Source organism: Burkholderia sp. BCC1638 (assembly GCF_902833195.1).
In the GTDB taxonomy this organism is placed as follows: Bacteria; Pseudomonadota; Gammaproteobacteria; order Burkholderiales; family Burkholderiaceae; genus Burkholderia; species Burkholderia diffusa.
This window is the reverse complement of record NZ_CADFEC010000039.1, coordinates 31,149-48,607: the sequence shown is the minus strand read 5'-3', so window position 1 is coordinate 48,607 and position 17,459 is coordinate 31,149. Positions and strand designations below refer to the sequence as shown.

14 protein-coding genes are annotated in these 17,459 nt (G+C 67.8%); 4 read left to right on the top strand and 10 right to left on the bottom strand.

What is annotated here, in order from left to right; translation table 11 throughout:
* Positions 1-192: 192 nt before the first annotated feature.
* Entirely contained in the window at positions 193-420 is a 228-nt protein-coding gene (locus HWX22_RS28860) for a sulfurtransferase TusA family protein (protein WP_006753156.1), read from the bottom strand.
* Between the two features lie 128 nt (positions 421-548).
* A complete protein-coding gene (locus HWX22_RS28855; protein WP_059690898.1) occupies positions 549-1,484 on the bottom strand; it encodes a LysR family transcriptional regulator in 936 nt (311 codons plus the stop codon).
* A gap of 107 nt (positions 1,485-1,591) precedes the next feature.
* On the opposite strand from HWX22_RS28855, the gene HWX22_RS28850 reads away from it, so the two are divergent.
* A complete protein-coding gene (locus HWX22_RS28850; RefSeq protein WP_175916871.1) occupies positions 1,592-3,112 on the top strand; it encodes a CoA-acylating methylmalonate-semialdehyde dehydrogenase in 1,521 nt (506 codons plus the stop codon).
* Between the two features lie 62 nt (positions 3,113-3,174).
* On the opposite strand, the gene HWX22_RS28845 is transcribed toward HWX22_RS28850, so the two are convergent.
* The 8 genes from HWX22_RS28845 to HWX22_RS28810 all read right to left on the bottom strand — a co-directional run bounded on the left by HWX22_RS28845 (position 3,175) and on the right by HWX22_RS28810 (position 12,241).
* Positions 3,175-4,059 (bottom strand): MurR/RpiR family transcriptional regulator, encoded by an 885-nt coding sequence (locus tag HWX22_RS28845; RefSeq protein WP_059524114.1) that lies wholly within the window; start codon positions 4,057-4,059, stop codon positions 3,175-3,177.
* 281 nt (positions 4,060-4,340) lie between these two features.
* Positions 4,341-5,513 (bottom strand): Gfo/Idh/MocA family oxidoreductase, encoded by a 1,173-nt coding sequence (locus HWX22_RS28840; RefSeq protein ID WP_059817987.1) that lies wholly within the window; start codon positions 5,511-5,513, stop codon positions 4,341-4,343.
* A gap of 54 nt (positions 5,514-5,567) precedes the next feature.
* Positions 5,568-6,494: a TIM barrel protein gene (locus HWX22_RS28835; RefSeq protein WP_175916870.1), complete on the bottom strand. Its 927-nt coding sequence runs from the start codon at positions 6,492-6,494 to the stop codon at positions 5,568-5,570.
* An 85-nt stretch (positions 6,495-6,579) separates the two neighbouring features.
* Entirely contained in the window at positions 6,580-7,593 is a 1,014-nt protein-coding gene (locus HWX22_RS28830; RefSeq protein WP_059524106.1) for a Gfo/Idh/MocA family oxidoreductase, read from the bottom strand.
* 73 nt (positions 7,594-7,666) lie between these two features.
* Complete coding sequence (locus HWX22_RS28825; protein WP_059817984.1) at positions 7,667-8,581, bottom strand: sugar phosphate isomerase/epimerase; 915 nt, start codon at positions 8,579-8,581, stop codon at positions 7,667-7,669.
* Between the two features lie 37 nt (positions 8,582-8,618).
* Positions 8,619-9,644 carry an ABC transporter permease gene (locus HWX22_RS28820; RefSeq protein WP_014722872.1) on the bottom strand — a complete coding sequence of 342 codons (1,026 nt, stop codon included), beginning with the start codon at positions 9,642-9,644 and terminating at the stop codon, positions 8,619-8,621.
* A 27-nt stretch (positions 9,645-9,671) separates the two neighbouring features.
* The gene (locus tag HWX22_RS28815; RefSeq protein WP_175908182.1) at positions 9,672-11,246 is read right to left on the bottom strand and encodes a sugar ABC transporter ATP-binding protein; all 1,575 of its coding nucleotides are present in this window, start codon (positions 11,244-11,246) and stop codon (positions 9,672-9,674) included.
* 68 nt (positions 11,247-11,314) lie between these two features.
* Entirely contained in the window at positions 11,315-12,241 is a 927-nt protein-coding gene (locus HWX22_RS28810) for a sugar ABC transporter substrate-binding protein (RefSeq protein ID WP_059690890.1), read from the bottom strand.
* Between the two features lie 308 nt (positions 12,242-12,549).
* Between HWX22_RS28810 and iolC the strand changes: the two genes are divergently transcribed.
* The 3 genes from iolC (at position 12,550) to iolE (ending at position 17,429) form a co-directional block, all read left to right on the top strand.
* Complete coding sequence (gene iolC / locus HWX22_RS28805) at positions 12,550-14,508, top strand: 5-dehydro-2-deoxygluconokinase (RefSeq protein WP_175916869.1); 1,959 nt, start codon at positions 12,550-12,552, stop codon at positions 14,506-14,508.
* A gap of 46 nt (positions 14,509-14,554) precedes the next feature.
* Positions 14,555-16,438, top strand: coding sequence for a 3D-(3,5/4)-trihydroxycyclohexane-1,2-dione acylhydrolase (decyclizing) (iolD, locus tag HWX22_RS28800; RefSeq protein ID WP_059817975.1), 1,884 nt, complete (start codon positions 14,555-14,557; stop codon positions 16,436-16,438).
* Between the two features lie 61 nt (positions 16,439-16,499).
* Positions 16,500-17,429: a myo-inosose-2 dehydratase gene (iolE, locus tag HWX22_RS28795; RefSeq protein ID WP_059817974.1), complete on the top strand. Its 930-nt coding sequence runs from the start codon at positions 16,500-16,502 to the stop codon at positions 17,427-17,429.
* Positions 17,430-17,459: the final 30 nt, after the last annotated feature.

The following is a 17,459-nucleotide window of genomic DNA, read 5'->3' as shown; positions in this document are numbered from 1 at the left end:
ACGCCCTTCACGGCTTCCCCTTCGCAACCGAGACTCCCCGTACCCTAAAATGCAGCTTCCTTTAACGACCATCCAGCTCCAAGTACTCCGCTCCCGCCAGGCTCCTTTTGGTTTTGGAAAGTACTGAGGCGCGGACGGACCGCAACAGGCGCTGCCCGTCCGGTTGCCGCAAGCGGCGCGTGATGCGGGCCGTCAGCGGCGGCGCATCAGGAACACGAACGTCTTGTCCTGGGTCGTCACTTCGACGATCTCGTTGCCCGTCTGCTTCGCGAACGCCGCGAAATCGCGCTGCGAGCCCGGATCGGTCGCGAGCACCTTGAGGATCTGCCCGCTCTCCATATCGGCGAGCGCTTTCTTGGCGCGCAGGATCGGCAACGGGCAATTGAGCCCGCGCGCATCCACTTCCTTGTGAATCTGCATCGGCTGTCGACCTTCGAATGACGCGCCACACGGGCGCGGGAGGAAGCGGCGATTTTACCGCAGCGCGGCCACCCCTGCCCGCGCGGCCGGAGCCCGGCCATGCGACGCGGCGCGGCCGCCCTCGCCGGTCAGGCGCCCGTGAAACCGCCCGCGAGCCGCTCGCGCAGGTGCCTCACGAGCGCGCGCACCGCGCTCGGCACGACCGGGCTGTACGGCCGGATCGCGAAGATGTGGTCGCCGAACGCGCCCGACGGTCGCCAGCCGTCGAGCAGCGCGACGAGCCGGCCGGCGTCGAGATCGCGCCGCGCGCTGAAATCCGGCAGCAGCGCGATGCCGAGCCCGCCGAGCGCGGCTTCGCGCATCGCCTCGCTGTTGTTCGCCGCGAAGCTGCCGCGCACGGGCACACTCACGCGCTGGCGCCGGCGGCCGTCCGGCTCGAAGCTCCACGCCGCCGGTTCGTTGTCGCGCAGGTAGCACAGGCAGCTGTGGTCGACGAGCTCGCTCGGGTGGCGCGGCGTGCCGCGCGCGTCGAGGTAGTCCCGGCTCGCGACCAGCAACGAACGCGTGTCGCACAGCTTCCACGCGACGTGGGTTTGCGGCGCGGTCGTCGTATGGCGAATCGCGAGGTCGAAACCCTCCTGCGTCAGCGAATGCAGCCGGTCGGACAGGTCGAGTTCGATATGCACGCCCGGATGCTGCCGCAGGAAATCGGGCAAGTGCGGCACGACCTGCTGGCGCCCCAGCGCGACGGGCGCCGTCACGCGCAGCAGCCCGCGCGGCTCGCCGGCCAGGTCCTTCACGCGCGCGAAGTGCTGGCCGATCGATTCGAACGCGTCGCGCGTGCTGTCGACCAGCGTCTGCCCCGCGTCGGTGAGCCGCACGCTGCGCGTCGTGCGCCGCACCAGCGGCACGCCGGCCGCCTTCTCGAGATCGGCGATGCGCTGGCTCATCGCGGCCTTGCTGATGCCGAGCCGCTGCGCGGCGGCAGTGAAACTGCCTGCCGCCGCCAGCACCGTCAGCGAATGGATATGCGGCCAGAGCGCCTGGACATTTTGCTGATTCATTCGCTGATTATTCAGAATTCTGAACAGTGAATCAAGCTGCGCGGCCTTCTCCCGCCCCGCCGCTTTGCCTAGACTAGGTTCCGTCCACCCCCATATCAGGAGACACGATGAACCCGGTTCCCGCCTACACGTCCGACGCCGACGTCGGCCACTATGTCGACGGCGCGCCCGTTGCCGGCCGCAGCGGCCGCTTCCAGGACGTCCTCAATCCGGCGCTCGGCCGCGCGGTGCGCCGCGTCGCGCTCGCCGGCGACGACGAGGTGCAGCAGGCCGTCGCGTCCGCCCACGCCGCATTCCCGGCCTGGGCCGCCACGCCGCCGATCCGCCGCGCACGCGTGCTGCACCGCTTCCTGCAGCTGATGAACGAACACCGCGACGTGCTCGCGGCGATCATCACGGCCGAGCACGGCAAGGTGTTCTCCGACGCGCAGGGCGAAGTCGCGCGCGGCATCGACATCATCGAATTCGCATGCGGCGTGCCGCAGCTGCTGAAGGGCGACTTCACCGATCAGGTCAGCACCGGCATCGACAACTGGACCATGCGCCAGCCGCTCGGCGTCGTCGCCGGGATCACGCCGTTCAACTTCCCGTGCATGGTGCCGTGCTGGATGTTCCCGGTCGCGCTCGCGACGGGCAACACGTTCGTGCTGAAGCCGAGCGAACGCGACCCGTCGGCGGCGCTGTTCATGGCCGACCTGCTCACGCAGGCCGGCCTGCCCGCCGGCGTGTTCAACGTCGTGCAGGGCGACAAGGGCGCGGTCGACGCGCTGCTCGACCATCCGGACGTGCAGGCCGTCAGCTTCGTCGGCTCGACGCCGATCGCGGCCTACGTGCAGCAGCGCGCGGTGCAGTCGGGCAAGCGCGTGCAGGCGCTCGGCGGCGCGAAGAACCACCTCGTCGTGATGCCCGACGCGAACATCGAGCAGGCGGTCGACGCGCTGATCGGTGCCGCGTACGGCTCGGCGGGCGAACGCTGCATGGCGATCAGCGTCGCGGTGCTGGTCGGCGACGTGGCCGACAAGATCGTGCCGGCGGTCGCCGAGCGCGCGCGCAAGCTGGTGATCGGCGACGGGATGTCGCCGGAAGTCGAGATGGGCCCGATCGTCACCGGCGAAGCGCTCAAGCGTATCGAAGGCTATATCGAGCAAGGCGTCAGCGAAGGCGCGCAGCTGGTGGTCGACGGGCGCGGGCTGCGCGTGCCGGGCCGCGAGGCGGGCTTCTTCACCGGCGGCACGCTGTTCGATCATGTGACGCCCGACATGCGCATCTACAAGGAAGAAATCTTCGGGCCCGTGCTCGGCTGCGTGCGCGTAAAGGACTTCGGCGAAGCGGTCGACCTGATCAACGCGCACGAGTTCGGCAACGGCGTGTCGTGCTTCACGAGCGACGGCGGCATCGCGCGCGAATTCGCGCGGCGCATCCAGGTCGGCATGGTCGGCATCAACGTGCCGATCCCGGTGCCGATGGCATGGCACGGCTTCGGCGGCTGGAAGAAGAGCCTGTTCGGCGACATGCATGCATACGGCGAGGAAGGCGTGCGCTTCTACACGCGCCAGAAATCGGTGATGCAGCGCTGGGCGTCGAGCATCGGCAAGGGCGCGGAATTCGCGATGCCGACCGCGAAGTAAGCGCGATGGGCATGCCGCCCGCCGGATATGCCCGCGGGCGGCACGCATGCGCAAGGCCGGCGTCAGCCGGCCTTCGTGTCGTGGCCGCCGTCGGCGGTCGGCAGGTACGACAGCTCGAGCCGATAGGCGAGCGCCACGAACAGGCTCTGCGCGAGGCCCATCGTCGCGGTCAGCGCACGGAACCCGAACGTCGCGCTGTCCTGCACCATCAGCGTCACCTCCGCCTCCCGCGCCAGCGGGCTCATCCGGCTGTCGGTGATCGCGATCAGGCGCGCGCCGCGCTGCACGGCCTGCTGCGCGACCTGCACCGTCTCGTCCGCATACGGCATGAACGAAATCACGATCATCACGTCGCCCTCGCGCACTGACCGGATCTGCCCGAGATGCATACTGCCGAGCGCGCTGAACAGGCCGATGCGCTTGTCGGTGTGCTGCAGCGCGTAGTCGAGATAGACGGCGATCGGAAACGCGCGGCGCGAGCCGGCGATCCAGATCGCCTGCGTGTCGGCGAGCAGGTCGACGGCCTGCGCGAGCGCCTGCGGGTCGAGCGTCTGCCGCAACTGCTGCATCCCGGCAATGCTGCCCTTGATGAATTCGTCGGCGATCTGCTCGGGTTGCAGGCTCGACGAGCCCGATTCGATCACGTCGCGCAATCGCAGGTTGTACGCGCGGCCCGGCGCGATCTGCTGGGCCAGGCCCTCGCGGAACAATCGCTGCATCTCGGAGAAGCCGGAAAAGCCGAAATGCTTCGCGAACCGCACGACGGCCGACGGCTGGACCCCGCACGCCTCCGCGAGCGACTGGATGCCTTCCAGACCAAGCTGGTCCCGATGCGTTTCCACGTGACGCGCGATCACCTTCAGGCGATTGCTGAGGCCGTCGTACTCCTGCGTCAGATGCTGCAGGAACTGCTCGACGGTGGCGGGAGGTTTCTCGGATGAACTCATCGGATAGCGCGAAGTTGACGGCCCCGATGCGCGCGCGATACCGACGCACGCCGCCCGGGACTCACCTGTACACATGCATGAAGGGCGAATTTAATCACGTTTGCGGCACGGACCGCGCCGCACGCTCGCTCCCACGCGCTCGATCATCACCTGCACACGCTCCACGGCGGTAATGGAAACGATTTTCCAACGCGCTCGCCGTGCCGTAAAGATTAGGGCGTTTACCGACGCGGACGCCGACAACCGCCGCTGGCCGATGTCGCGCATCGGCCGTCCATGGCTCAACGATAGTCGACCCACACGCCGCCCGCATCGGCGGACCGCACGCAGTTCTCGACCCAGCGCACGCCTTCGACGCCCGCGTGGACGTCCGGAAAGCGGATTTGCTTCAATGCCTGCGCATCGCCGCGGTCGGCCGCGTCCATCGCGAGCGCGAAACGCGCATACAGGTTCGACCACGCTTCGAACAGCCCTTCCGGATGCCCGGCGCCGATGCGGTCCTCGCGCAAGGCGTGCGGATGCAGATAGCCCATTCCGCGATCGAGCACCTGCGCGGGTTGCCCCTGGATTTCGTAGCGCAACTGGTTCGGATGTTCGTCCCACCATTCGACGCTCGCCTTCGAGCCGATCACGCGCACCTTCTGCCCGTGCATCGAGCCCGCGTTCACCGCGCTCGACCAGACGTAGCCGATCGCGCCCGTGTCGTATTCCATGATCGTGAACGCGTTGTCCTCGAGCGGCGCGCGGCTCTTCACGAAGCTTTGCCGCGAGCACATCAGGCGGCGGATCTTCAGCTCGGGCGCCATCACTTCCGAGATGTACAGCGGATGCGTGCCGATGTCGCCGAGCACGTAGCTCGGGCCCGCGAATTTCGGGTCGACGCGCCAGCGGGCGGCCGCGCTCGCGGCCTCGACGCCCTCGCTGTGGAAGCCGTGCGCGAACTGCATCTGCACGATGCGAATCTCGCCGAGATCACCGCGCGCGATCATCTCGCGCGCCTGCTCGATCATCTGGTGACCTGAATAACCGTACGCGACGCCGACGATGCGGTTCTTCTCGACCGACAGCCGCTGCAGCGTCTCGGCCTCCTCGGTCGTGAAGCACAGCGGTTTCTCGCACACGACATGCAGCCCCGCGTTCAGCGCCGCGCGGCAAATTTCGAAGTGCGTGTTGTTCGGTGTCGCGATGGACACCGCGCGAATGCCGTCGGCGCGCTTCGCCTCGGCCTCGAACATCGTCCGATAGTCGGAATAGCAGCGCTCGGCGTCGACGCCGAGCTTCACACCGAACTGCCGGCCGCGCTCGGCATCGATGTCGAATGCGCCGGCGACCAGCCGAAAACTGCCGTCGCGCAACGCGGCCGACCGGTGGCTGTAGCCGATCTGGCTGCCGAGCCCGCCGCCGACCATGCCCCAGGGAATCGAATGTCCGAGCAGAATCTGTCCGTCGATCATGATTGTCGTGTTCCTGTCCGTGTTCAGTGTTCAGAATGTCGGGCCGACGGCCGATTACGCGAATCCGGCCGACGCGAGAAACGCGCGGCTCGCCGCGACGTCGCGCAGGCTCGTGCCGGCATTGCGCGGATCGCGCTCCTGTTCGATCGTGATGTAGCCCGCATAGCCGATGTCGTCGAGCGCGCGACGGATCGCTCGGTAGTCGAGCACGCCATTGCCGATCGGGCACATCACGCCGCGCGCGCACGCCGCGAAGAACGCAATGTGTTCGCCCATCACCGCGTGATACACGGCCGCGTCGATATCCTTGAAATGCACGTAGTCGAGCCGCGCCGCGTGACGGCGCAGCCACGTCTCGGGATCCATCCCCGAGTAGTACAGGTGCCCGGTGTCGAGACAGAGGCCCGCCGTATCGGCGGCGATGTCGGCGACGATACGGTCGATCTCGTCCGCGAACTCGATGTAGCCGCCCGCATGCGGATGGATCACCGCGCGCACGCCGAATTCGTCGCGCGCGATCGTCGCGATTTCGCGAATGTGGTCGACCATGCGCGCCCAGCGTTCGTCGGACAGGCGCGGCGCACGATCGGCATGGCCGGCCGCGTAGTCGCGTTCGTCGTGCCCCCAGTCCATCACGACCAGGTACGGGGCCGCATGGCGCTGACCCGGCTGCGTCGGCAACTTCGGCAAGCGCGAGATCAGCGCGCAAATCTCGCGCGTCTGGCGCAGCAGGTTCGGCAGGTTCTCCGGCGACACCAGGTCGTCGAAGATCGTGCCGGCGGTGATGCTCAAGCGCTGCCGTTCGAGCTCGGCGCTCACCACGTCGAGCTCGAGCGGGATGTAGCCGTACGGGCCGAGCTCGATGCCCGAATAGCCGGCCTCTGCAGCTTCGGCGAGCACGTGCCGCCACGGCGGCAAGTGCGGGTTCTTCACATCGTCGACGCCCCAGCAGCAGGGCGCGCAGCCAATCTTCATCGTCATGTCGTTCGGTTCATCAGGAAAGCGGCGCGCGGCCGCGAGCGTGGCCGCATGAACACGCGGCCCGGTATCAGCTTGTTCAGCCGGTTCAGCCGCGATAAAACGCCGGACGTTCGGCCATCGCGATCGGCTCGACCGCCCCGCTCTGCTGCGCGCGCACGCACGCATCGGCCGCGACTGCCGCCGCATAGCCGTCCCATGCGGACGGGCCGGTCAGCGCACCCTGTCGCACGCCGTCGATGAACGCCTGCAGTTCGACGTCGTACGACGCGATGAAGCGCTCCTTCCAGTCGGTCATGATCTCGACCGACTGCCGCGCGGCATGCTTGAGCCCGACCGCGGGCGGATCGGGCAGCTTCGCGATGCCGTTCTCGCCGACCACCTCGCATTGGATGTCATAGCCGTACTGGCAGTTGACGAAGATCTCGACGTCGATGCGCACGCCGCTCGCGGTTTCGAGCAGCACGATCTGCGGATCGGCGAGATGCGCGCTCGCATGACGCGTCTTCTTCGGGTAGACGACCTGCGCGCTCGTGTAGTCCTCGCCGAGCAGCCAGCGCAGCACGTCGAGCTCGTGGATCAGCGTGTCGGTGATCGCCATGTCGGTCGTGTAGCGCTCGCCGACCGACTGGTTGCGGTGCGCGCAATGCAGCATCAGCGGCGCGCCGATCTCGCCACCGTCGATCACGCGCTTCAGCGCGCGATAGCCTTCGTCGTACGGCCGCATGAAGCCGACCTGCACGAGCCGCTTGCCGTGCGCGACCTCGGCCTCGACGATGCGCATGCAACCGTCGGCCGTCACCGCGAGCGGCTTCTCGCAGAACACCGGCTTGCCGTGCGCGATCGCGTCGAGCACGAACGCTTCGTGCGTCGGCCCCCACGACGTGACGAGCACGGCCTGCACGTCGGCGGCCGCGACCACCTCGTGGCCATCGCCGTAGATTTCCGCGTCGAGCCCGTACTTCGTCACCGCGTCGCGCGCCTGCTGCGGATCGATGTCGTTGACGGCCACCACGCGCGCGCCGGACAGCGTGCGCGTGAGCCTGCGGATATGGTCCTGGCCGATCGCGCCGCAGCCGATCACGCCGATTTGCAAGGTCATCCGGATATCTCCAGTCTGTCGTTCATCAACGGCACGGCCCGTGCCGCGCCGGTCAGCAATGGTTCCAGGCGGGTCAGCGCGCGGTCGCCCGTTCGAAATGGCGCTCGACGTAGCGCTGGATCGTGTCGCGCATGTAGCGCGACGATGCTTCGGCGCGGTCCTCCCACGCGAACACGCACGACGACATCACGCCGTCGAAGCCGACGCTGCCGAGTGCGCGGAAAAACACGTCCCAGTCGATCTCGCCCTGCCCGATGTCGAGATGCTGGTGCACGCGGATCTGATTCGAGCCCGGCGGGTTCACGATGTAGCGTAGCTGGCTGCTCTTGCGGTGATCGAAGGTGTCGGCCACGCGCACGTGCGCGAGGATCGGCGCGGCGGCCGCGATCATCGCCGCCATGTCGTCGCCGTAGTAGAACGTGTGCGGCGCGATGTACGACAGTTTCAGCGACGGCGAGCCGATGTTCGTGACGATGTCGATCGCCGGCTGCAGCTGCTCGATCCAGTCCTCCGGATGCGGCTCGACCGACAGCACGATGCGTTCGCGCTCGAGGATCGGCAGCAGCTCGTCCATCGAACGGAACCACGCGGCTTCGCACAGCTCCTTCGGGTTCGCGCCCGGCCGTTCGCCGACCGAGCGCTCCGGCGACGCGCCGCGCCCGAATTCGGACACCATCAGCGGGCATTCCATCTCGAGCGCGACCTCGATCGCCTTCTTCCAGCAGCGCACGGCCCACTGCCGCTCGTCGTCGAACGGGCTGGCCCAGCGGTACATCGGCTGCAGCGACGCGAGACCCACGCCGCTTGCGCGCAACGCGTGCCGGAACGCGGCCATGCGCTCGCGCGTCGCGCGCGGCATCACCCACCAGTCGAGAAAGTCGCTGCGCGGCGACAGCTCGATCTGATCGTAGCCGAGCTCGGCGACGGCATGCGGCAGCCGGTCGAGCGGCAGGTGACGAATCATGTAGGGATCCAGAGCGATCTTCATCTTCTTCCCGGAAGGTTGAGCATTCGGCCGTGGCGAATCAGCGCCGCGACTTCTTGTTGCGATACTGGTCGGCGATCACGGCAGCGACGATGATCGCGCCCTTGACCATTTCCTGGTAATACGCGTCGATCCGGATGAACGTGAAGCCCGACGTCATCACGCCGAGGATCAGCACGCCGATCACGGTGCCCGTCACGCGCCCGAGACCGCCCGACAGCGACGTGCCGCCGATCACGACGGCCGCGATCGCGTCGAGCTCGTACATCACGCCCATGCCCGACTGACCGGAGATCGCACGCGCGGCCGTCACGGTGCCCGCGATCCCGCTCAGCAGGCCCGCGATCGCATAGACGAACACCAGGTGGCGCGTCACGTTGATGCCCGACACGACGGCCGCGTGGCGGTTCGCGCCGATCGCATACGTGTACTTGCCGAAGCGCGTGTAGCGCAGCACGACGTGGAAGATCGCCGCCACCACGACGAAGATGATCACCGGGTTCGCGCCCGCGCCGATCGCCGCGAACTGGTCGGTCAGCATCGACACCGGCATCCCGTTGGTGAACCACTTTGCGAAGCCGCGCGCGGCAACCATCGTGCCGAGCGTCGCGATGAACGGCGGGATCCCCGTCAGCGCGATCAGCGAGCCGTTCAGAAGGCCGACCAGCAGGCCGACGCACACGCCGGCCAGCACCGGCCAGATGATCGGCAGGTCGGTCAGGTGCGGGAACACCGCGCGCGGAAAATCGGACACCTGTGCGAGGCTGGCCGACACGACGGCCGCCGCGGCGACGACCGACCCCGACGACAGGTCGATCCCGCTGGTGATGATCACGAGGTTCACGCCGACTGCGATGATGCCGATCACGGCCATCTGCAACACGATGATCTCGAGCCGCTCCGCGTTGAACAGGAAGCTCTGGCCGACGACGAGCCAGCCGATCACCTCGAAGAACAGGCTGATGCCCACCAGCACGAGGAAGATGCTCAGTTCGGGCGGCCACTTCGCGTGCCGCGTCTTGATCGTCATGGACTGCGCGTCCGCGACCGGGTTCAGGTTGCCCATTTCAGTTGTCTCCATGCTTGTTGCGGCTCAGCGCGAGGCCAGGTCCATGATGCGGACCTGGTCGGCGTCCTTGCGCTCGACGATGCCGGTCATCCGGCCTTCGTGCATCACCATCACGCGGTCGCTCATGCCGAGCACTTCCGGCATTTCCGACGAGATCATCAGAACCGCGACGCCCTTGGCGGCGAGCGCGCTGACGAGCCGGTGGATCTCGGCCTTCGCGCCGACGTCGATCCCGCGCGTCGGCTCGTCGAGGATCAGGATGCGCGGTTGCGTCAGCAACCATCTGCCGATCAGCACCTTCTGCTGGTTGCCGCCCGACAGGTTCTGGATTTCCTCGTGCAGCCCCGGCGTCTTCACGCGCAGCATCCGGCTCATTTCCTCGCAATCGCGCTTCAACTGCGCCTGCCGCACGAAATTGAACTTCACGTAGCGGTTGCTGAGCACCGCCGCTTCCATGTTCGCGAGCAGGTCGAGATTCAGGAAGCAACCGGTGTCCTTGCGGTCCTCGGTGAGGAACGCCATCCCGTGCTTCATCGCCTGCGCGGGCGTGGAAATTCGCACCGGCTTGCCGTCGATCCGGATCTCGCCCGAGGTCGCCGGCACGACGCCGAACAGCGCCTCCGCGACGTTCGAGCGCCCCGAGCCGACGAGGCCCGCGACGCCGAGGATCTCGCCCGCGCGCAGCTCGAAGCTGACGTCGCGGAACACGCCGTCGACGCCGAGGTTCTTCACGGCCAGCACGACGTCGCCGATCGGCACCTCCTCCTTCGGGAACATCTGCGTGATCTCGCGGCCGACCATCATCCGGATGATGTCGTCGCGCGTGACGTCGGTCGACGCATGCGTGCCGATGTACTTGCCGTCGCGGAACACCGAGAACTCGTCGGCGATCTCGAACAGCTCGTTCATCTTGTGCGTGATGTAGACGATGCCCTTGCCCTGCTCGCGCAGCTGGCGAATGATCCGGAACAGGTGCGTGACTTCCTTGTCGGTCAGCGCGGAGGTCGGCTCGTCCATGATCAGCACGTCCGAGTCGAACGACACCGCCTTCGCGATCTCGACCATCTGGCGGCTCGCGACCGTCAGCGTGCGTACGTCGGCTTCGGGGTCGATGTCGATCGACAGCCGCTCGAACAGCGCGGCGGTGCGGCGGCGCAGCTCGGCGTGATCGATCAGGCCGAAGCGGTTCTTCGGTTCGCGGCGGATCCAGATGTTCTCCGCGACCGTCATGTACGGCATCAGGTTGAGTTCCTGGTGGATCATCGCGATCCCGCGATCGAGCGCGTCGAGCGGACCGCTCAGCACGACCGGCTCGCCGTTGATCAGGATCTCGCCCTGGTCGGGCGTGTAGACGCCAGCGATGATCTTCATCAGCGTCGACTTGCCGGCGCCGTTCTCGCCCATCAGCGCATGCACGGTGCCGCGGCGCACGCGGAACTGCACGCCGTCGAGCGCGACGACGCCGGGAAACGACTTGCCGACGCCGCGCACCTCGAGCAGGCAATCGTCGACGGGCGCACCGGACGAACCCGACGCGGCGAACGAGGCGGCCGGCGCGCTTTCGTTGGCCATCGAGCGCGCCATCCTGGCTGTAAACATGGACGTTCCTCGAAAGTCACACGCGAACCCGGACGCGCCGGGCTCGCGCAGTTCAGCGGAAAAACCGGTCAGTGCTTCGCGTACTGGTTCATGTTCTCCGGCGTGACCAGCTCGAACGGCACGTTCACGTAGCGGTCGACCGGCTGCTTCTTCGCGAGCTTCAGCGCGGTCGCGACGGCCTGCGCCCCCTGCCCGGCCGCATTCTGGTACACGGACACTTTCAGGTCGCCGCTCTTCATCGCCGCGAGCCCGTCCGGCGTCGCGTCGATGCCCGCGACGACCGTCTTCGGCGTCAGCTTGCGCGCGGCCTTCAGCGCGTTGATCGCGCCGATCGCCATTTCGTCGTTGTTCGACACGATCGCGTCGAACTTCGTCCCCGAGCTCAGCCAGTTCATCGTGATGTCCTGGCCCTGCGTGCGGCTCCACTTGCCTTCGCGCTTGTCGACGATCTTCATGCCGGAACAGTCCTTGGTCGCGATCACGTCCTCGATGTCCTTGGTGCGCGCACGTGCCGACTCGTTGGACAGCTCGCCCATCAGCACGAGAATGTCGCCCTTGCCGCCGAGCAGCTTGCACACTTGACGCGCCTGCAGCGTGCCCGACTGCTTCTCGTCGGACGCGACCACCGCGACGCCGGCCGGCAGCTTGTCGAAATCGACCGGCTTGCGGTTCACGTAGACGAGCGGAATCTTCGCGGCGGTCACCATCTTCGTGATCTTCGGCGTCGCGTCGGTGTCGACCGCATTCACGATGATCGCGTCGACCTTCTGCGCGATCATGTTCTGGACCTGGCTCAACTGCTTGCCGACGTCGTTGCCGCCGTCCTCGATCTGTACGGTCGCGCCGTCCTTCTTCGCCGCGTCGCCGATGCTGTTGCGCAGGATCGTCAGGAACGTGTCGTCGAACGATGCCATCGTCACGCCGATCTTCTCGGCATGCGCGAGCGGCATGGCCAGGATCGCGGCGGCCGCGGCGGCCATCAGCTTGGTCTTCATGATCACTCTGTCTCCTCATCTCCGGGGGGCGGAAAACGGCGCGTTGCGCGCCGCCGGGCCGAGTCCGATAACGGACTGAAGCATCCGGATGAAACTGTAGATCACTTCGTCGAAAATTTGGAAATTTATTTCTACGTGATTTCACCTAGGGAACTGGATTTCCAAAAAGTCTAGACTCCGTTCCGTAGCCCGAGTCGTTGCGGCACGCGCATTCGCGTCGCGTCGCGACATGCGACGAAGATCCGTCGCTGGATCGGTCCCCAATCCGCCGGCAAGGTCGAACGCCGGCCGCGAGCGTGATACGTGATATGAGCCCGTTGAACTTTCCGACTGACCGCCCCATCGATCTCGCCTGCCTCGGCCGCGTCGCCGTGGACCTTTACGCGCAACAGTACGGCAGCCGCCTGGAAGACGCGCGCAGCTTCCAGATGTATCTCGGCGGCTCGTCGGGCAACGTCGCGTTCGGCGTCGCCCGGCTCGGGCTGAAGACCGCGATGATCTCGCGCGTCGGCGACGAGCAGATGGGCCGCTTCGTGCGCGAGACGCTCGAGCGCGAAGGCTGCGACACGAGCCAGCTGCAGACGGATCCGGAACGGCTGACCGCGCTGGTGCTGCTCGGTCTGAAGGATCGCGACACGTTTCCGCTGCTGTTCGTGCGCGAGAACTGCGCGGACATGGCCGTGCGCGCCGACGAAATTCGCGAGGACTTCATCGCCGGTTGCCGCGCGCTCGCGATCACCGGCACCCATCTGTCGACGCCGGGCACCCGCGAGGCATCGCTGACCGCGCTCGGCTACGCGCGCCGCCACGGCGTCGTGCGCATTCTCGACATCGACTACCGGCCGGTGCTGTGGGGGCTGACCGCGCGCGGCGCGGGCGAGAACCGCTACGTGCCGGACACGCAGGTCACGCGCCAGTTGCAGCAGGTGCTCGGCGAGTTCGACCTGCTGGTCGGCACCGAGGAGGAATTCCTGATCGCGGGCGGCCTGCCGCACGACCTGATCGCATCGCTGCAGGCCGTGCGGCGCGCGAGCGGCGCGGCGCTGGTGGTCAAGCGCGGTGCGCTCGGCTGCTGCGTGATCGAGGGCGACATCCCCGCGCGCATCGAGGATGCGCCGACCTTCCACGGCGAGCGCGTCGACGTGCTGAACGTGCTCGGCGCGGGCGACGCGTTCCTGTCCGGCCTGCTGTCCGGGCTGCTGCGCGGGCGCGACTGGGCCGAATCGACGCGCATCGCGAACGCGTGCGGCGCGATCGTCGTGTCGCGCCACGCGTGTTCCGCCGCGATGCCGACGCCGGCCGAACTCGCGCACTGGTTCGGCGGCAGCCGCAATCCGCGGGTGGACGCCGATCGCACGCTCGCGCACCTGCATCGCGTGACGGTGCCGCGCCGCGAATGGGACGACCTGTGCGTGATGGCGTTCGACCATCGCAGCCAGTTCTACGAACTCGCGGTGCAGGCCGGCGCGGACGAGACGCGGATCAAGACGCTGAAGCGCCTGCTCGTGCGCGCGGCCGAACAGGTCGAACGCGATCGCCATATCGAAGGCCACGTCGGCGTGCTGATCGACGGCGGTGCGTACGGCAGCGACGCGCTCGCGTCGGCCACCGGCCGCGGCTGGTGGGTCGGGCGCCCGGTCGAATTGCCCGGCTCGCGGCCGCTGTGCTTCGACGACACGCGCTCGGTCGGCTCGTCGCTCACGCACTGGCCGACCGAGCAGGTCGTGAAGTGCCTCGTCCACTACCACCCCGACGACGACGTCGACCTGCGCGTCGCGCAGGAGCAGCGCGTGCTGGAGCTGTGGGAAGCCACGCGCGCGAGCGGCAACGAGCTGCTGCTGGAAATCATTCCGCCGCGCGCGGTCACGCCGGCCGGCACCGAGGACGACGCGGTGCTGCGCACGGTCGCGCGCTTCTACAACCTCGGCGTGATGCCCGAGTGGTGGAAGCTCGCGCCGATGAGCGCCGACGGCTGGGCGCGGCTCGAAGCGCTCGTAGCCGAGCGCGATCCGTACTGCCGCGGCGCGGTGATCCTCGGGCTGAACCAGCCGTTGCAGTATCTCGTCGACAGTTTCCGCTCGGCGACCAACCCGATCGTCAAGGGCTTCATGGTCGGCCGTACGCTGTGGGCCGACGCGTCGCTGCACTGGCTCGCCGGCCGGATCGACGACCAGGCGCTGATCGACGAAGTGGCCGGCAATTTCTCGCAGCTGGTCGACGCCTGGCTCGGCCGCCGTGCCGCCGCGCGCGCCGCGGCGGCAGCCTGATGCAGATGTCCGTGATGACCACCCGACTCCTCCTGATCGACAGACGATGACCACCACCGTGAGACTGACCGTCAGCCAGGCGCTCGTGCGCTACCTGGCCGCCCTGCGCGCCGAAGTCGTCCAGCCGGACGGCCGCACCGAAATCCTGCCGTATTGCGGCGGCGTGTTCGCGATCTTCGGGCACGGCAACGTGGCCGGGCTCGGCGAGGCGCTGCACGCCGAAAAGGACCGGCTGCCGACGTTCCGCGCGCACAACGAGCAAGGCATGGCGAATGCGGCCGTCGCGTTCGCGAAAGCGAATTTCCGCCAGCGGATGATGGCCGCGACGTCGAGCATCGGCCCCGGCGCGACCAACATGCTGACCTCCGCCGCGCTCGCGCACGTCGGCCGGCTGCCGCTGTTGCTGCTGCCCGGCGACGTGTTCGTGTCGCGGTTGCCCGACCCGGTGCTGCAGCAGGTCGAGGATTTCGAACAGGGCGACGTCAGCGCGAACGACTGCTTCCGGCCGGTGACGCGCTACTTCGACCGGATCACGTCGCCGGAACAGCTGCTCGTCGCGCTGCCGCGCGCGATCCAGGTGATGACCGACCCCGCGCAGTGCGGGCCCGTGTGCCTCGCGCTGCCGCAGGACGTGCAGACCTTCGCGTACGACTGGCCGGAAGATTTCTTCGCGCCGCCGGTGATCCGGATGCGCCGGCCGCCCGCCGACGCGCTCGAACTCGCGGACGCGCTGGACGTGCTGAAGGCCGCGAAGAAGCCGCTGATCGTCGCCGGCGGCGGCGTGCTGTACAGCCAGGCATGGGACGCGCTGCGCACGTTCGCCGACACGCACGGCGTGCCGGTCGCCGAATCGCAGGCCGGCAAGGGCAGCCTCGCGTGGGACCACCCGCTGAACCTCGGCTCGATCGGCGTGACGGGCTCGCCCGCCGCGAACCGCGCGGCCGCGCAGGCCGACGTGGTGTTCGCGGTCGGCACGCGCCTGCAGGACTTCACGACCGGCTCGCACGCGCTGTTCGGCAACGCGACGCTGCTGAGCCTGAACGTACAGCCGTTCGATGCGGGCAAGAAACGCGGCCGGCAACTGATCGCCGACGCGCGCACCGGCCTCGGCCAGTTGTCGGCCGCGCTCGCGGGCTGGCAGGCGGATGCGGCGTGGACCGCCGCGAACCGCGACCAGGCCGCCGCGTGGAACGCGCGTGTGACCGAGCTGACCACGCGCGTGCCGAAGGACACGCTGCCGTACGACGCGGAAGTGATCGGCGCGGTGCGCGACTCCGCGGCCGACGCGGGGCGCGACAGCGCGCGCGACGATCTCGTCGTGTGCGCGGCCGGCACGCTGCCGGCCGAGCTGCACAAGCTGTGGCGCAGCGGCGTGCCGGGCAACTATCACATGGACTACGCGTACTCGTGCATGGGTTACGAGGTCGCGGGCGGCCTCGGCGCGAAGCTCGCTCGGCCCGAGCGCGAAGTGATCGTGATCGTCGGCGACGGCTCGTACATGATGCTGAACGCGGAGCTCGCGACGTCCGTGATGCTCGGCCGCAAGATCATCGTCGTGATCCTCGACAACCGCGGCTACGGCTGCATCGAGCGGCTGCAACTGAACTGCGGCGGCGCGAGCTTCAACAACATGCTCGACGACTGCGTACCCGAAGGCGGCGAACGCTCGACGATCGACTTCGCGATGCATGCGCGCGCGATGGGCGCCGAAGCCGTGCACGTGCGCGACGTCGGCGAGCTGCGCAGCGAAATGAAGCGTGCGCGCGCGGCGAAGACGAGCCAGGTGATCGTGATCGACACGACGCACGAGCGCACGACCGCGGACGGCGGCGCATGGTGGGAAGTCGCGGTGCCGCAGGTGTCCGCGCGCGCCGGCGTCGGCGATGCGCATCGCGCGTATCTCGACGCGAAAACCCGGCAGCGGCGCTGACACGCTCTCCGTTTCAATCCTCCGCCCCGCGACGACAACAATCGAACCAAGGAAGCAAGTCATGAGCTGGAACGTTCGCATCGGTATCAATCCCCTGTCGTGGATGAACGACGACCTGCCGTCGCTCGGCGGCGAGACGCCGCTCGAGACGGCGCTGAAGGAAGGCGCCGAAATCGGCTATGCGGGCTTCGAGCTCGGCAACAAGTTTCCGAAAACGGGCCCCGAGCTGAAGGCGAAGCTCGCCGAGTTCGGGCTCGTATGCGTGTCGGGCTGGTATTCGGGCTTTCTCGCGGAAGTCGAACCCGGCATGAGCGACGCCGATGCGCTCGCCGCCGAAATCGAGCGCTGCCGCGCGCACATGACGAAGCTGCAGTTCAACGACGTGAAGGTCGTGGTGTACGGCGAATGCGCGGGCACGATCCAGGGCAACATCGACACGCCGGTCGCGAAGCGTCCGCGTTTCGTCGACGACGAAGCCTGGCGACGCTACGCGGCACGCCTCGACGCATTCGGCGCGCACCTGCTCGAGACCTACGGGATCAAGCTCGCCTACCATCACCACATGGGCGCATACGTCGAATCGCCCGCCGACGTCGACCGGCTGATGGCGCTGACCGATCCGGCGAAGGTGTTCCTGCTGTTCGACACGGGCCACGCGTATTTCGGCGGCGCGGCCGATCCGGTCGCACTGCTGAAGAAACACGTGTCGCGCGTCGTGCACGTGCACTGCAAGGACGTGCGGCCGCAGGTCGTCACGCAGGCGCGCAACGGCGGCTGGAGCTTCCTGAACGGCGTGATCAACGGCACCTTCACGGTGCCGGGCGACGGCGCGCTCGATTACGAAGCGACGCTGCGCACGCTGAAGGACGCCGGCTACGAAGGCTGGCTCGTGGTCGAGGCCGAGCAGGACCCGGCCGTCGCGCCGAGCTATCAGTATGCGAAGAAGGGCTACGAATCGCTGCGCGCGATCGTCGACCGGTTGAGCGCGTAAGCCCCGTCACCCCGCTGTCACCCCATTGTG

Excerpts from the sequence above, each read along its gene's own strand:
- HWX22_RS28860 (WP_006753156.1), bottom strand. The coding sequence starts at position 420 with ATGCAGATTCACAAGGAAGTGGATGCGCGCGGGCTCAATTGCCCGTTG.
- HWX22_RS28855 (WP_059690898.1), bottom strand. The coding sequence starts at position 1,484 with ATGAATCAGCAAAATGTCCAGGCGCTCTGGCCGCATATCCATTCGCTG.
- HWX22_RS28850 (WP_175916871.1), top strand. The coding sequence starts at position 1,592 with ATGAACCCGGTTCCCGCCTACACGTCCGACGCCGACGTCGGCCACTAT.
- HWX22_RS28845 (WP_059524114.1), bottom strand. The coding sequence starts at position 4,059 with ATGAGTTCATCCGAGAAACCTCCCGCCACCGTCGAGCAGTTCCTGCAG.
- HWX22_RS28840 (WP_059817987.1), bottom strand. The coding sequence starts at position 5,513 with ATGATCGACGGACAGATTCTGCTCGGACATTCGATTCCCTGGGGCATG.
- HWX22_RS28835 (WP_175916870.1), bottom strand. The coding sequence starts at position 6,494 with ATGACGATGAAGATTGGCTGCGCGCCCTGCTGCTGGGGCGTCGACGAT.
- HWX22_RS28830 (WP_059524106.1), bottom strand. The coding sequence starts at position 7,593 with ATGACCTTGCAAATCGGCGTGATCGGCTGCGGCGCGATCGGCCAGGAC.
- HWX22_RS28825 (WP_059817984.1), bottom strand. The coding sequence starts at position 8,581 with ATGAAGATCGCTCTGGATCCCTACATGATTCGTCACCTGCCGCTCGAC.
- HWX22_RS28820 (WP_014722872.1), bottom strand. The coding sequence starts at position 9,644 with ATGGGCAACCTGAACCCGGTCGCGGACGCGCAGTCCATGACGATCAAG.
- HWX22_RS28815 (WP_175908182.1), bottom strand. The coding sequence starts at position 11,246 with ATGTTTACAGCCAGGATGGCGCGCTCGATGGCCAACGAAAGCGCGCCG.
- HWX22_RS28810 (WP_059690890.1), bottom strand. The coding sequence starts at position 12,241 with ATGAAGACCAAGCTGATGGCCGCCGCGGCCGCCGCGATCCTGGCCATG.
- iolC (WP_175916869.1), top strand. The coding sequence starts at position 12,550 with ATGAGCCCGTTGAACTTTCCGACTGACCGCCCCATCGATCTCGCCTGC.
- iolD (WP_059817975.1), top strand. The coding sequence starts at position 14,555 with ATGACCACCACCGTGAGACTGACCGTCAGCCAGGCGCTCGTGCGCTAC.
- iolE (WP_059817974.1), top strand. The coding sequence starts at position 16,500 with ATGAGCTGGAACGTTCGCATCGGTATCAATCCCCTGTCGTGGATGAAC.